At 53.4% G+C, this 13,986-nt stretch carries 13 protein-coding genes; 10 read left to right on the forward strand and 3 right to left on the reverse strand.

The window, feature by feature from the left end; translation table 11 throughout:
- The first annotated feature begins 247 nt into the window (after positions 1–247).
- On the forward strand, positions 248–787 hold the full coding sequence (locus tag WBG83_RS03690; protein WP_336742800.1) for a peroxiredoxin: 540 nt from the start codon (positions 248–250) through the stop codon (positions 785–787).
- Between the two features lie 251 nt (positions 788–1,038).
- Here WBG83_RS03690 and WBG83_RS03695 read toward each other — a convergent pair whose 3' ends face one another.
- Positions 1,039–3,225: a methyl-accepting chemotaxis protein gene (locus WBG83_RS03695; protein WP_336742802.1), complete on the reverse strand. Its 2,187-nt coding sequence runs from the start codon at positions 3,223–3,225 to the stop codon at positions 1,039–1,041.
- Positions 3,226–3,491: 266 nt separating this feature from the next.
- Here WBG83_RS03695 and WBG83_RS03700 point away from each other — a divergent pair, with 266 nt between their 5' ends.
- From WBG83_RS03700 to WBG83_RS03725, 6 genes are all read left to right on the forward strand, one after another.
- Positions 3,492–4,409 (forward strand): phosphate ABC transporter substrate-binding protein, encoded by a 918-nt coding sequence (locus tag WBG83_RS03700; RefSeq protein WP_336742804.1) that lies wholly within the window; start codon positions 3,492–3,494, stop codon positions 4,407–4,409.
- Positions 4,410–4,687: 278 nt separating this feature from the next.
- Positions 4,688–5,533, forward strand: coding sequence for a phosphate ABC transporter permease subunit PstC (gene pstC / locus WBG83_RS03705; protein WP_336743106.1), 846 nt, complete (start codon positions 4,688–4,690; stop codon positions 5,531–5,533).
- A 1-nt stretch (position 5,534) separates the two neighbouring features.
- Positions 5,535–6,395, forward strand: coding sequence for a phosphate ABC transporter permease PstA (gene pstA / locus WBG83_RS03710; RefSeq protein ID WP_336742806.1), 861 nt, complete (start codon positions 5,535–5,537; stop codon positions 6,393–6,395).
- A 57-nt stretch (positions 6,396–6,452) separates the two neighbouring features.
- Complete coding sequence (gene pstB / locus WBG83_RS03715; RefSeq protein WP_336742808.1) at positions 6,453–7,205, forward strand: phosphate ABC transporter ATP-binding protein PstB; 753 nt, start codon at positions 6,453–6,455, stop codon at positions 7,203–7,205.
- A 41-nt stretch (positions 7,206–7,246) separates the two neighbouring features.
- A complete protein-coding gene (phoU, locus tag WBG83_RS03720; protein ID WP_336742809.1) occupies positions 7,247–7,909 on the forward strand; it encodes a phosphate signaling complex protein PhoU in 663 nt (220 codons plus the stop codon).
- Positions 7,910–8,075: 166 nt separating this feature from the next.
- On the forward strand, positions 8,076–10,316 hold the full coding sequence (locus WBG83_RS03725; protein ID WP_336742810.1) for a GGDEF domain-containing protein: 2,241 nt from the start codon (positions 8,076–8,078) through the stop codon (positions 10,314–10,316).
- Between the two features lie 18 nt (positions 10,317–10,334).
- On the opposite strand, the gene WBG83_RS03730 is transcribed toward WBG83_RS03725, so the two are convergent.
- On the reverse strand, positions 10,335–10,787 hold the full coding sequence (locus tag WBG83_RS03730) for a metallophosphoesterase family protein (protein ID WP_336743108.1): 453 nt from the start codon (positions 10,785–10,787) through the stop codon (positions 10,335–10,337).
- 141 nt (positions 10,788–10,928) lie between these two features.
- Here WBG83_RS03730 and WBG83_RS03735 point away from each other — a divergent pair, with 141 nt between their 5' ends.
- The 3 genes from WBG83_RS03735 (at position 10,929) to WBG83_RS03745 (ending at position 12,844) form a co-directional block, all read left to right on the forward strand.
- Complete coding sequence (locus tag WBG83_RS03735) at positions 10,929–11,360, forward strand: Rrf2 family transcriptional regulator (RefSeq protein ID WP_336742812.1); 432 nt, start codon at positions 10,929–10,931, stop codon at positions 11,358–11,360.
- Positions 11,361–11,527: 167 nt separating this feature from the next.
- Positions 11,528–12,181 carry a DsbA family oxidoreductase gene (locus tag WBG83_RS03740; RefSeq protein WP_336742814.1) on the forward strand — a complete coding sequence of 218 codons (654 nt, stop codon included), beginning with the start codon at positions 11,528–11,530 and terminating at the stop codon, positions 12,179–12,181.
- 24 nt (positions 12,182–12,205) lie between these two features.
- Positions 12,206–12,844: an NAD(P)-dependent oxidoreductase gene (locus WBG83_RS03745; RefSeq protein WP_336742816.1), complete on the forward strand. Its 639-nt coding sequence runs from the start codon at positions 12,206–12,208 to the stop codon at positions 12,842–12,844.
- A 310-nt stretch (positions 12,845–13,154) separates the two neighbouring features.
- Here the strand turns inward: WBG83_RS03745 and WBG83_RS03750 are convergent, their stop codons facing one another.
- Positions 13,155–13,895 carry an HAD family hydrolase gene (locus tag WBG83_RS03750; RefSeq protein ID WP_336742818.1) on the reverse strand — a complete coding sequence of 247 codons (741 nt, stop codon included), beginning with the start codon at positions 13,893–13,895 and terminating at the stop codon, positions 13,155–13,157.
- Positions 13,896–13,986 lie beyond the last annotated feature (91 nt).

A 13,986-nucleotide genomic window follows, 5' to 3' on the forward strand; every position in this document is an offset into this window, starting at 1 on the left:
AGTCTGCTCTAGACAGGGCGGGCTTGTTTGATCGTGTAGCGGGTTAAATACGTTGGCGGTATCCGGCCGGGAGTAGAGTTTTCCGGTGCCGTCTGTAGGATGAGCGGACTTACCTTCGATGATACAGTTGACGGGTACTATGGACATGACGAAGTTGGCGTTTTTTTCCTCCGGAAGACATGCTAGAATAATAGAATCCAGACGGTACTCTCACCGCAGGAATTTTTGCAATCAAGGGGGAAGCATCATGACAGTAAAGCTTGGACAACCGGCACCGGATTTTACAATGCCTTCCATCAGACAAGGGGAGGGGATTCCGCGTGTGCTGAAGCTGGAGGATTACCGCGGGAAATGGCTCATTTTGTTTTTTTACCCGTTTGACTTTTCCAGTGTGTGCCCGACGGAGATTCTAAGCATGCATCACCGGCTGGACGAATTCCATAAGCTGAACACCGAGGTGATTGGCGTCAGCACGGATAGCATCTACAGTCATAAGGCATGGGTGCGCGCACCAAGAGATGCGAACGGAATCGGCGAGCTCAGCTTTCCGCTGGCATCGGATTACAGCAAGGAGACAGCCGCCGCATATGGCGTGCTGGATGAGAAGACCTCGGCGGCGCAGCGGGGGCTGTTTATTATTGATCCCGAAGGGATTGTCCAGTATATCGTCATTACGAACATGAATGTCGGCCGAAGCACGGATGAAACGCTGCGGGTGCTCGAAGCGCTGCAATCCGGCGGCTTGTGTCCGATGGACTGGAAGCCTGGTCAAGCAACCTTGAAATAAGAAGCTAAAGGACGTAGACCATTTGCAAAATAGAAAAAGGCTATTCGCCTATTAATCGTCATAAGACGACGGGCGGATAGCCTTTTTCTGTGAAAGAGCTGCTTTCATACCGGGGATGCGATAGAACGTCATGACGGTTTTTCGGTGTTCGCTGAAGGAGCAGCTGCAACTTTTTCCGGCCGGAGGAGCTGCTAAACTGCCACGGTCAAGCACACCCCTTGCCGCTTACGCGGAACGGCTTTTAAACCTTCTTATACGGGCTGCAGTTCTTTCTCTTTTTCTTTTTCTTTCTCTATTTTTTTCTCGTTTTCTTTCTCACTCGCTTTACCTTGTTCTTTCTCCGCATTTTCTTGTTTTTCCGGTTCGGTTTTGTCCGTTTTGGCAGGAGCGGCCTCCGGCGTATCTACACTATCAACCGGCTTACGTGTTTCATCCTGTATGAATGCTGCCTCACTCGTCTCTTGTCCGGCCTGGCTCAAGGGAGCCGGTGCCAAGCTGCCGCTAGCGCTTGCAGACGCCGATTCTGCGGATTTTTCCGCTTGCGGTCGCGGCTGGGTCCCGCTGCTTTCCGGAGAAGCTGTCTCGGGCGAAAGAGTCGAAGCCTCTACAGTCTCTGCTGGGAGTGAAGGCGCTGCGAATTGCTTAAGATCCTCTATATCGGAAGCAGCCTGAATATCGGCTTGATATGCGGGGTGCTCCGCGTTCTCCGTTTCCTCCAGCTTGAACTTCTCAATTTCCCCGTACAGCCGCATCGTCAAGAACAAGGCCTCATCGGCCTGCCCGGCCAGCGTCCGAATCGCTTGATCCTGCGTAATGGAGGTGGAGTTCACTTCCTCCACACCGGCAGCCGTCTGCTGCGAAATCGCCGTAACGAGCTGTATTTGGTTAGCCACTTGAGTGGTTTTGGTGTTGGCCAGCTGCATTTTGGAGAAAATCGCGTCAATCTGCCCGTTAATGCCCAGCATCGAGGCTTCGATTTGCAGGAACGCTTGACCGGTCTCATTCACTTTTGCCGTCTGCTGCTGCAGGCTGCTCCGTGCTTGTCCCAGCTGCAGCTGCACTTCCTTCATCTGCTCCTGCAGCGTATGGGTCATTCCCGATACAAGCTTTGAGGCTTCTCCGGTTTTCGTAGACAACTGGCGGACCTCATCTGCGATAACGGCAAAGCCTTTTCCCTGCGCGCCTGCCCGGGCCGCTTCAATGGTGGCGTTCAGCGCCAGCACGTTTGTTTGGCTCGCGATTTGGGTAATGGTGCCGGCGATTTTGCCGATTTGCGACGAGCTGGCGGACAAATTATCGATTGCGGCTACAACCTGGTTCATCATGCTGCCGGAGTGTTCGGCTGCTTGCTCTAAAGCCGTCACAGCGCCAGCGCCGTGCTGTGTATGCTTAATAGCGCCGCGGCTCATTTCCCGCATCGATTGCGTATAGCCGGCAATATCGCGTATTTCTTCTTCAAGCTCGCCGATGAGCAGGGTAATCTGCTCGGAATACGCCGCTTGCTCTTCGGCGCCGAATGCGATTTCGTCCATGGCTTTCAAAATATCGCTGTTTGCAGCGACCGTGCCGCCGGCAAACTGCTGGAAGGCTCTGGATTGCACAGACAACGCCCCGGCTACCTGCTTCGTGTTGGCGAGCACCTCCGTCACCCGTTCAATCATATGGTCGAAATGCTGGCTCAGCATCCCCAGCTCGTCCTTGCTGTCGGAATTGATTTTGTGCCGCAAATCGCCCTCGGCGATATGTCCGACCGATGCTTGCAGCCTGCGGATGGAGCCGCTAAGCGACTGGACGATGACGATAGAGGTAGCTGCCGCTAAAATAACCATCACGAGACTGGATATCAGAAGCAGCACCTGTGAGAGCGAAATGGATTGCTTGGACTCGGCGATGGCGGCGCCGGCTTCCTGCTCGAACACCTTGTTGAAGTTGTTGATGAGAGCATTCAGCATATCCTTCATGCCTTGTGTTTCCGAATACAGAAACTTCATATTTAATTGAATGTCTTTTTCGGTCAGGCTTCCGTTCTGGCTGTTTTTAATAACATCGACCGCCATATCAAAAGCATGGATGTATTCATTGCCGGTAGAGATGAGCTGGCTGCGCCATTTTTGCTGCTCGGGTGTCGACGCCGTGTCTCCAATCCGGTTCATCAGGTCGTAGTAGCGCGTGCGCTGCTCATTGTACTTATTAATGTAGTCATCTGTCTGCATCACCATCAGGCCGGTAGAGATGGAGTTCAGATCCGTCACAACGAGCTTTAATTCCAGCGCGGCCTGCTTCAAGTCGGTTTTTTCCAGCTGCTGTTCATTCTGTGCTCCGATGTCCTTGAGCTGCAGCCAGTGGTAGGTTCCTGCTGCTATAAAAAAGAAAATAAGCCCCCCGAAGCCAAGATACAGCTTGAGCCGAAGCGAAATCCGCTTCCATATGCTTTTCATCTTCTTGACGCCTCCTTTATTGTTTGCCAATGAATTCCTTATTCCTTTCCTCATCATAGAGGCAAATTATTAACGGACACGCCGGGTTTTATTAATGAATTGTAAAGTTTCGTCAAGCCGGGCCAGCTATGGCCTGTTTTTGCGGATTGCAGCACCGCCCAAACTTTTACTTGCAGTTTACAAAAGTAAAGATAGCATTTAACAATGCGTTGCTATGATGAGTAAGAAATCAAACAAAGCAAACAAAAAGGGAGGACATACTGGATATGTCGAAGATGTCGAAGAAAATTTTGGGGTTGGGACTTATTCTCGTCTTTATGCTTGGAGTGCTCGCAGCGTGTGCAGGCGGGAACAGCACAACAACAAACGGCAGCACGCCTGCGGATGCGCAGAAGCAGTCCGAAGCGTCGAAGCAATCGGAAGCACCCAAAACAGAGCTTAGCGGTACAGTAACTGCCTCCGGTTCCTCTGCATTGCTGCCGATGGTTCAACTGGCTGCGAAAGAATTTATGGAGAAAAATCCAAAGGTTACCGTCAACGTAACCGGCGGCGGTTCCGGTACAGGTCTGAAGCAAGTGGCTGCAGGCGAAGTCAACATCGGGAACTCCGACGTAGCGGCTGGTGACGAGTACAAAGATAAAGGCTTGGTGGATCACGTTGTTTCTATCGCGCCGTTTGCAATTATTACAAACCCTGGCGTAGGCGTAGAAAACCTGACGAAGCAGCAGGCAGCTGATATTTTTACAGGTAAAATCACGAACTGGAAAGATGTTGGCGGCAAAGACTTGAAAATTACTGTCGTCCACCGTCCGGACAGCTCCGGCTCCCGTAAGCTCGTTTCCCAAATCGTATTGGAAGGCAAAGATTTCACTAAGGAAGGCGTAACGCAAGCGGAAAGCAAAGCTATGAAAACAGCTGTTGCTGAAACTGCTGGCGCTATCGGATATGTAGATACTCCGTATATCGATAATACAGTGAAGGCTGTTCAATTCGATGGCGTATCGTACTCCAAGGAAACGATTAAAGCAGGCACATACAAGCTGTACGGTATCGAGCACATGTATACAAAAGGCGAGGCTACCGGCGCTGTAAAAGCGTTCCTGGACTACATCATGTCCAAGGATTTCCAAAGCACACAAGTAGAGAAGCTGGGCTTCCTGCAAGCGGATCTGCTCAAAAAATAAAAAGCGCCTCAGCTAAAAAACGGATAGGGAGCATGGCTCCCGTCCGTTTTTTTCATGGCCGCCTGCTTCACCGCGTTTCTAGTTTCGGGCCAATTTTTACATTAGCTTAACAATAGTCTAGCTCCCTGTTAACATACATATCCTAAAATCAAATAGACAACGCTAGTTTATTAAAGAAACAGGGGGAAACCGAATTGGAAAGAACCGCAGCAGTGGACACCAGAGGAGCGGCCTCGCATAAGCAGGGACCCGAGAAATGGTTTGTCCGTCAAAAAAACATGGATGTGACGATGCGCTGGATCTTCGTCTTAAGCGCAACGGTCGTATCCGTTGTCATCTTTTCCATCATCCTGTTCGTAGGTGTGCAAGGGGTAACGACCTTCAAGGATGTTTCCCCGATGGAATTCTTTTTCTCTACAGATTGGAATCCGGGCTCGGACAAATTCGGGGCATTCCCGTTCATTTATTCTACGCTGCTGCTTACGCTGCTGGCCGTCGTGCTGGCGCTGCCGCTGGCTATCCTGGGCGCGGTGTTCATGGCAAAGGTAGCGCCGAAATGGATGCGTGAGATATTGCGTCCGGCGACGGATTTGTTCGTGGGCATTCCATCGGTCGTATACGGCTTTATCGGGTTGACCGTCATTGTGCCGTTTCTGGCTAAGGTTACCGGCACGATCGGCTACGGCCTCCTGCCTTCCGCCATCATTCTGGCGATTATGATTATGCCGACCATCCTGTCTATCTCGGAGGATGCCATCCGCACGCTGCCGCGCAAGCTCGAAGAAGCGTCTCTGGCGCTTGGGGCGACACGCTGGCAAACGATTTGGAACATCTTGCTTCCGGCCGCGCGGCCGGGCATTATGACCGGCGTGATTCTTGGCATGGGCCGGGCGATTGGCGAAACGATGGCGGTGTTCATGGTTATCGGGAACTCCCCGAAGGTGCCGTCCTCTTTACTTGATTCCACCACGGTACTGACAACAGCCATCGTGAAGGACATGGGCAACACCTTTACCGGAACAGCCTGGAACAACGCGCTGTACCTGATGTCCCTCATCCTGCTGCTGTTATCTCTGCTGTTGATTGTACTCATCCGCATTACTGCAAAGAGGAGCGAGGCGTAATATGGTCAGAAACCGAATGCTCGACAAATTGGCCACCGCCGTGCTATGGGCGGCCGGGCTATGTATATTATTGATTCTCAGCTGGTTTTTGATTCGGATTTTGGGCAAAGGCATTCCGCATCTGACGCCCAAATTTTTGTTCGGCAAGCCAGAGGAGATTGTCGCGGGAGGCGGGATCGGGCCGCAAATTTTCAACTCCTTCTACATCTTGTTTCTGTCGATGCTGTTCTCTATGCCGATCGGGATTGGAGCAGGTATTTACCTGGCGGTATATGCCAAAGCAAATCGGTTCACGGAGCTGATTCGTATCTCCGTCGAAGCGTTATCCTCCGTTCCTTCTATCGTTTTCGGTTTGTTCGGCGCGCTGCTTTTTGTGAACCTGCTCGGGTTTAAGTTCTCGATTCTTGCGGGTGCCTGCACACTGGCGCTGCTTAACCTGCCCGTTCTGGTCAGTGTCACCGAGACAGCGCTGCGGTCGGTGCCGCGTCATTATTTCGATGCTTCTCTGGCCATGGGGTCCACCCGCTGGCAGGCCATCTGGAACGTGCTGCTGCCGGCTGCGCTGCCGGTCTTGATTACCGGGGTGACCCTGGTCGCCGGCCGGGCGCTTGGCGAGTCCGCGCTCCTCATATTTACAGCCGGAACATCGGTGTCGCGGTTCTTCCCGGATTTCAATCCGCTTGCCATGGGGGAAGCGCTGGCAGTTCACATCTGGTATGCCAATTCCATCTCGCTGGCTCCGGACGGCAAGCAGATCGCTGAGGGCAGCTCGGCAGCTCTGGTGCTTATCGTCCTGATGATTAACCTGCTGATTGCCATTCCAAGCCGCTGGCTGGAGAAAAACATGGCGGGCAAGAAATAACAGCCTCTAGGCGTACGAACGCAGCAATGCACCAACCACAAAGGAGTGTCAGCAAATATGTCCATCGTATCCATTAAGGATTTGCACTTATACTACAGCGAATTTCATGCCCTCAAAAACATTCAAATGAACATCGAGGCGAACGCCATTACGGCATTCATCGGTCCTTCCGGCTGCGGGAAATCGACGCTGCTGCGGACGCTGAACCGGATGAACGATATGATTAAAGGGGTTCGCATCGAAGGCGATATCATCATCAGCGGCAAAAACATTTACGACTCCTCCGTCAGTGTCGAGGTGCTGCGCAAAAAAATCGGCATGGTGTTCCAGCAGCCGAATCCGTTTCCGAAATCGATTTATGACAACGTAGCGTACGGTCCGCGCATCCACGGCATCAAGCAGAAGAGCGTGCTGGATGATTTGGTGGAAAAAAGCTTGCGCGGCGCTGCCTTGTGGGATGAGGTGAAGGATCACCTCAAGAAGTCCGCCTTCGGTCTCTCCGGCGGCCAGCAGCAGCGTTTGTGTATTGCCCGTGCCCTTGCTGTAGGTCCCGAGATTCTGCTTATGGACGAACCGACCTCTGCGCTGGATCCCATCTCTACCTTGAAGATCGAGGAGCTGATTCAGGAGCTGAAGGACAGCTACACGATTGTCATCGTAACGCACAACATGCAGCAGGCGGCGCGTGTGTCCAACCAGACGGCCTTTTTCCTTAACGGGGAAGTGGTGGAATTCGCCGAGACGGTGAAGCTGTTCTCGAACCCGGCTGATCAGCGCACGGAAGATTATATTACAGGACGGTTCGGCTGAGCCGAAATGCGTCCAAACCCAAGTGGAGGGAACGAAAACCTATGCCAACAAACCGTCAACATTTTGATGCTTCGCTGAAAACATTGAAGCAGGCGCTTATCGACATGGGCGCAATGGTCGAGCAGGCGATTATCGATTCGGTTATGTCGCTCAAAAACAGCAATCTGGAGCTGGCGTCCGCCGTTGTTGCGGGAGATGCGCAGATTAACGCCATGGAGGAGAAAATCGAAGCCATCGGCTCGCAGCTAATCGCGACGCAGCAGCCGGTAGCCAAGGATTTGCGGCGCATTCTGATTGCGTTCCGGATGGCGAGTGATTTGGAGCGGATGGCGGATTTGGCTGTCGATATTGCCAAGGTAACGCTGCGCATCGGCGAAGAGCCGCTCATTAAGCCGCTGCTGGACATTCCGCGGATGGCTGAAATCGCCCAGCTCATGACCAATGAAAGCATCACGGCATATGTTGAGGAGAACGTGGATCTGGCATACAAGATGGCCAAAATGGACGATGATGTCGACTCGCTGCACAGTCAAATTTTGCGCGAATTGTTCGTGCTGATGGTGGAAAATCCGAAGACAATTAACCAGGCGCTGCTTATTTGCTTCGTCTCCCGTTATTTGGAGCGTATGGCTGACCACGCAACAAACATCGGCGAAAGCGTCGTCTATCTGGTGAGCGGCCAGCGTCCTGACTTAAACAGCTAAAACTCAGCGCGCAGCTTTGTGCCGGTGAGCGGAGATAAGGCTGACGAAGGACAGGACATGCCGGAGCAGCGGCGGCCGCCGCTGGCATAGACAAGCTTTTCCGGCTGCTCTGTAGGAATAGAAGCTTGCGACCCGCAAATTACCCCACGGCAAAAGAGTGATTCCCATGTTTCATGTTAAACTAAACCAAGGGGATTGGACCCGCCATGTAGCCCGGCAAATGCAGCTCGGCGAGGTCGGGCTAATCTATGTGGACATCATCCGGCTTGGTGAGCTGAAGGCGGCCGAGGGCCGGGCTTACGGCCAGCAAATTTTGCGCGCCCTCCAGCAGCTGATGACCGGTATAGACGAGGAGTTTCCGGCTGTCTTTCATAAAAATAAGATGGGCGACGATTTTTTCCTGTTCGCGAGGCTCGGTCCGGGCGATTTGTCCTCATGCATCGATATGCTTCACCATCTGAGCATGCGCATCAAGCTGCATCTGGAGCAGCACCTCAATCGGCTGTTTCCGCGAAGTATTCCGCTTGGCCTGTACGTCGGAAGCGCGGTGCTTGTCGGCTCCGCCGGCCGGGAGCTGGATGCCATCGTCTATTCAGCGATGAAGCAGGCGATCGGGGAAGCGAAGCACTGGGAGCATAACCGCGAGCATATGCTGAAGCAGAAGGAATTCGACGGCATATTGAATCGGGAGGAAATCCGCACCGTCTACCAGCCGATTATCTCGCTGGAGGACAGTGCCGTGTTCGGCTATGAGGCGCTGACACGGGGCCCGTCCGGCAGTATTTTTCAATCGCCCGTGGCGCTGTTCGATTTCGCCGCAGAAGAGGATTGCTTGTACCGGCTGGACAAGCTGGCCCGGGAGAAGGCGATTGCCGGCTTTCACCGGCAAAAGGATCAAAAGATTTTCATCAACATCCCCGCCCAGGTCATACACGACAGCGAATTTACACCCGGGAATACACAGAAATTGCTTCAGCAGTTTGGGCTGCAGCCAAGCAATGTCGTTTTTGAAATTACGGAGCGCAGCTCCATCGAGGATTTCACGACCACCAAAAAAATATTGCAGCATTATCGCAGCCAGGGCTATCAAATTGCTATTGACGATGCAGGCGCGGGATATTCGTCGCTTCAGGCGATTGCCGAGCTGCAGCCGGACTATATCAAGGTGGACCGTTCGCTGATCACCAATATTCATCAGGACCGGATGAAGGAAACGATTCTGGACACGTTCGTGTCCTTTGCCCGCAAAATGAATATTTCAATCGTTGCCGAAGGCATCGAGCATCCGGAGGAGCTGTTCAAGCTGATTCGGATGGGGGTTCACTACGCGCAGGGGTATTTGCTCGGCCGTCCGTCCGACACGTTCGGGCTACTGGATAGTGGGCTGGAGGAGCAGATTGATTTGCAGCGGCGCATCGGTCTGCTTACCGGCGGCACGTGGTGCGTCGGGGACCTGGTGAATTCGGCCGTCAGCTTCGATGAGGCCGCGCCGGTTTCGGAGGTATCGAATTATTTCCGCCGCAATGAGAATGAGACCGGCTGCGTGATTGTGCGGGATGAGATGCCCGTAGGAATGGTAATGAAGGAGAAGCTGTTCCAGCAGTTGTCCGCCCAGTATGGTCTGCCGTTGTTCTGGAGCCGCCCGATTGCCCAAATTATGGACAAGCAGCCGTTAATTGTGGATGAGAGCAAGCCCGTGGAGCTGGTTTCCCAGCTGGCGATGGGACGGGAGCATGCCAAGCTGTACGATTTTGTCATTGTCACGAAGCAGGGAAAGCTGAGCGGGATTGCCACAGTCCGTTCTATCCTGGAATGGATTACAAATGTCCGGATGGAAAGCGCCAAGGTTGCGAGTCCCTTGACCGGCCTGCCGGGAAATCTGGAGATTCACCGGCAGCTGAACAAGCGGCTGAAGGGAGGGCAGCCCTTTTCGGTCATTTATGCCGATTTGGATTATTTCAAATGGTATAACGATCAGTACGGCTTCCAAAAAGGTGATCAGGTGATTCAGTTTACAGCCGATATTTTGCAGCACGGATCGGCGCTCTGCGGACACCCTAATGACTTTCTCGGGCATATTGGCGGGGATGATTTTATTATCCTGACGGATGCGGCGGAGCCGCAGCATTTATGCCAGGAGGTCATAAGGCGCTTTGACCACGGGGTCACATCGTTCTATGAAGGGGAAGAGGTCAAATTCGTGGAGGACCGGTTCGGCAACCGCATCGATCATAGCGGAGTCAGCATCTCGCTCTCCCTGGTGGTATGCCAGTATGCCAGCGGCTTGACCGCAGAACAAATTACAGGGGCCGCCGCCCAGCTGAAAAAAGAAGCCAAACGCCAGAAGGGCAGCATCTGGATGGAGCACCGCTTCGAGATCGAAGCATCTCACGCCGCGGATACATAACCTTGAACAAAGGAATGACTAGCGGCGGAGTACGAATTCATCCAGCTTGCGGCCATCGGCATCATACGCTTCATAGGTTAAAGCATCTTGACCGACTCGAATGCCGGCAAACATTTGTTTATTATTTTGAAAATGGACGCGATGGTAAAACTGGTCGTCCTTTTTTTCGTTGAACTTGGGCCCGGACGTATTGGCGACCACATACACGGTTCCTTCCTTGTCGCCTGTTATACGGTTATTGGTCATCGGGTAGGACCGGGAATATTCGTGATTGTGCCCTTGGAGCACGAGATCCACGCCGAATTCGTCAAAAACGGGCGCCCATCGCTTCAGCACCTTTTCGTCCTGGCTGCCGCCATAGGCGGGGCGGTGAATAGCGACAAGCTTCCAAGGCTGGCGCGTGGCGGACAAATCCTTGCGAAGCCATTCGGCCCGTCTGCAAAGGCGACCGCTATCGCTGCTCCACCCAATCCTGCTCTCCGGCTAGATTGTCACCAGACTTCTAAAGCTTACCAGTCAAGCTAGAGGGAGTCAAAATGAGCGCGGCTGCGGCAAGGCTTGACAAGATAGATGGATTGTAACTATAATTGTTACAACAGGGAGGGGAACACGATGAAAATTAGCAGCCGCTTTTCTGTCGGTGTTCATATTTTGTCCCTGGTGTCCATGGAAAACAGCGCGCTCTGTACTTCGGAATGGATCGCGGGGAGTGTAAATACGAACCCGGTCGTTATCCGCAGAATCATGGGAATGCTGAAGAAGGCGGGTTTAATCCACATTCCGCCCGGAACCGGAGGAGCTTCGCTTCGAAAAGGGCTGGACGAAATTACACTACTGGATGTGTACCGCGCGGTTGATGCGGTTGGAGAAGGCGAGCTGTTTCAAATCCATGGCAATCCGAATCCAGACTGCGAGATTGGAGCGAACATCCAGACGGTTCTGGAAATTCTGCTCAAGCGGGCACAGGAAGCGATGGAGCAGGTGCTTGCCGATATTACGTTGGAAGAGCTGGTCATGGTATTAGGCAGACAAATTCGCGGGTAACCGGGACTAGTGCTACCGCGGCTGACTAAGCCGATTTATTTTGTGAAGTAAACGGGCCTCGTCTAGAGAAATGGACGAAGCTGTTTATTTGATATACATGTAACTGTAACAGTTACAATTACAACAATGAGGATACAATCCATAGTACAGGGAGGAGCTGAGCACGCATGTCATTAAAAATCCGGGTCTACTCCGATTTTGTATGCCCCTTCTGTTTTTTGGCCAAGACGCCGTTTGAAGAGGCTATTCAGGGGAAAGATGTGGAAGTGGAATGGATGCCCTTCGAGCTGAGGCCGAGTCCGTCCCCCAAGCTGGACCCCTGGAACGACCCGTCCAAGCTGCAGGGCTGGGAGTCTTACATCCGGCCTGCAGCAAGCAGGCTGGGGATCGAGATGAAGCTGCCGCGCATTTCCCCGCATCCGTACACGGGGCTTGCTTTCGAAGGCTTTCACTTTGCTAAGGAGCACGGGAAAGGCAATGAGTATACAAGCCGGGTGCTGAAGGCTTTTTTCCAGGAAGAGCTTCATATCGGGGAAGTTGACGTATTGACGAAGCTGGCCGGGGAGCTTGGCTTGCCGCAGGAGGCGTTCCGCGCTGCTTTGGAAACGGGCGCTTACCGGCAAACGCAGCGTGAAGCCTTGGCGCATGCTTACGAGGAAGCGGGCATTACCGCGGTTCCTACGTTCATTATCGGCAGCGAGCGAATCCAAGGGGTAGCCGGCCGGGACGTATTTGAACGAGTGCTGGCACAGGAGCTGCAAGCTGCGGAAGCCGCGCCTGTGGAAGGCTTGCAATGTGATGTAAATGGGAACGGCTGTTAATTCATGATACGGAGGGAAAAACAAATGAAAATCGCAGTGATTGGCGCAACCGGAAAAGCAGGAAGTCTGATTGTAAACGAAGCGGTGAGCCGCGGGCATGAGGTAACAGCCGTTGTGCGTGATGCTTCCAAGGCAGCCGGCTACAAGACGGCGGTGCTGGAGAAGGATGTATTTGCGCTGCAAAGCAGTGATCTGGAGGGCTTTGACGCGGTCGTTAATGCTTTTGGAGCGCCGATGGGACAAGAGCATTTGCATGTGGAGGCTGGCAGAGCGCTGATCGAAGCGCTCAAGGGCGCGCCGGATACCCGTTTGCTGGTCGTTGGCGGGGCCGGGAGCCTGTTTGTAGATGAAGCCAAAACGATTCGTGTAATGGACACTCCTGAATTTCCGGAGGAATATGTCGCGACGGCGTCGAACCAGAGCCAGAACCTGAAGGATTTGCAGACCTCCAGTGGCATAAAGTGGACGTTCATCAGCCCGGCCGGCTTCTTCAATCCCGAAGGCAGACGTACAGGCGCTTACCAAAAAGGCAAAGATAACCTGATTCTGAACAGCAAGGGCCACAGCTATATCAGCTATGCGGATTATGCAATTGCCGTTGTCGATGAGATTGAACGGCCGCAGCACTTGAATGAGCGTTTTACTGTCATTGGTGAAGCTTAATTCGGTCAACTGCGCCGCTGAATATACACTGGCGTTCAACCGGAGACACGCAATCAAGCAGGCGCTGAGCCCTGAATGACCCAGGGCCGCTTGCTGTAAAGGTTCAGTTGTTTGCCGGCTGCAGCAGCCCGACTATGAAATTCTGATAAAGAGGACCTCGATCCCGGCTGAAGCCGGGAATGGAGGTCCTCTCGTTTCATATTAGGCATGTCTTGCCATCGCGCCGCTCTGATCAGCGGGTCAGGCAACAACAGCTGTGCAGCCGGGCACCGCGCAAACCGGAGCTATGAATGGCCGTTCCCATCTCCTATCAGCCGCCGGGCAGAAACAAATTCCGTAGCTGCCGGAATTCCTGAATGACCGCCACCCGGGTTTTGCCGATTCGGCGCAGGCCGGGGCGGGCGGCCGATGTCTGAAGCCATACGGTGTCGATGCCCAGCTTGACACTTCCGGAAATGTCATTTTTCCAGCTGTCCCCCACCATAACCGCTTCGCCGGGCTTCAGCTTGAGCTGGGACAGGACATGATGGAACATGGCCGGCTGAGGCTTGCGGTAAGCTCCCTTTTTGGAGCAAAAAACGCGGTCCGGCGGGAAAACATCGGTTAAACGCAGCTTCTCAAGCTGGGCCTGCACGTTGCGGCGGGGCGAATTGCTAACGATGCCGAGCATATAATGCTTGACCAGCTCTCGCAGCGTATCCCGCACGTGAGGATATAAAGCGGCAGGCCGGGCACGGGATTTGCGCCATTCCTGAAAAAACTGCTTCATCCAGCGGTCTGTGACAGGAAAGCCATATGGCGTCAGCGCAGCCTTGAGGCACGCCTGCTTGTCTTGCAGCGTAATGCTTTTGCCGGCCCGTTTCTTCTGTTCCGCCATATACCGGGCGTACACATGCTCCGGACTGAACTCTGGCGGGGCGGACCATCGTCCCGTATAATCCCGCAATAATTCGGTAAAATGCAGCTCCCGGGACTGCTGCCGGTCAACCAGCGTATCGTTCATATCGAACAAAATGGCTTTTTTATGATCCGGGAAAAAAAGACGATTCATGCTGCCACCCCCAGCTTCTCCATAATTCAGCGTATGCGCGTACGACGCCACTTCATGCCTCGCCGGCCGCTTCCGGCAGATCAAGCAGGGA

The sequence above is a fragment of the Paenibacillus sp. y28 genome (genome assembly GCF_037137075.1).
GTDB lineage: Bacteria > Bacillota > Bacilli > Paenibacillales > NBRC-103111 > JBBBNV01.

What these genes read in the sequence shown, in the direction of transcription:
- WBG83_RS03740 (WP_336742814.1), top strand. Translation starts at nt 11,528, where the DNA reads ATGTCATTAAAAATCCGGGTCTACTCCGATTTTGTATGCCCCTTCTGT.
- WBG83_RS03745 (WP_336742816.1), top strand. Translation starts at nt 12,206, where the DNA reads ATGAAAATCGCAGTGATTGGCGCAACCGGAAAAGCAGGAAGTCTGATT.
- WBG83_RS03735 (WP_336742812.1), top strand. Translation starts at nt 10,929, where the DNA reads ATGAAAATTAGCAGCCGCTTTTCTGTCGGTGTTCATATTTTGTCCCTG.
- WBG83_RS03750 (WP_336742818.1), bottom strand. Translation starts at nt 13,895, where the DNA reads ATGAATCGTCTTTTTTTCCCGGATCATAAAAAAGCCATTTTGTTCGAT.
- pstC (WP_336743106.1), top strand. Translation starts at nt 4,688, where the DNA reads ATGGATGTGACGATGCGCTGGATCTTCGTCTTAAGCGCAACGGTCGTA.
- WBG83_RS03725 (WP_336742810.1), top strand. Translation starts at nt 8,076, where the DNA reads ATGTTTCATGTTAAACTAAACCAAGGGGATTGGACCCGCCATGTAGCC.
- WBG83_RS03700 (WP_336742804.1), top strand. Translation starts at nt 3,492, where the DNA reads ATGTCGAAGATGTCGAAGAAAATTTTGGGGTTGGGACTTATTCTCGTC.
- WBG83_RS03695 (WP_336742802.1), bottom strand. Translation starts at nt 3,225, where the DNA reads ATGAAAAGCATATGGAAGCGGATTTCGCTTCGGCTCAAGCTGTATCTT.
- WBG83_RS03690 (WP_336742800.1), top strand. Translation starts at nt 248, where the DNA reads ATGACAGTAAAGCTTGGACAACCGGCACCGGATTTTACAATGCCTTCC.
- pstB (WP_336742808.1), top strand. Translation starts at nt 6,453, where the DNA reads ATGTCCATCGTATCCATTAAGGATTTGCACTTATACTACAGCGAATTT.
- pstA (WP_336742806.1), top strand. Translation starts at nt 5,535, where the DNA reads ATGGTCAGAAACCGAATGCTCGACAAATTGGCCACCGCCGTGCTATGG.
- phoU (WP_336742809.1), top strand. Translation starts at nt 7,247, where the DNA reads ATGCCAACAAACCGTCAACATTTTGATGCTTCGCTGAAAACATTGAAG.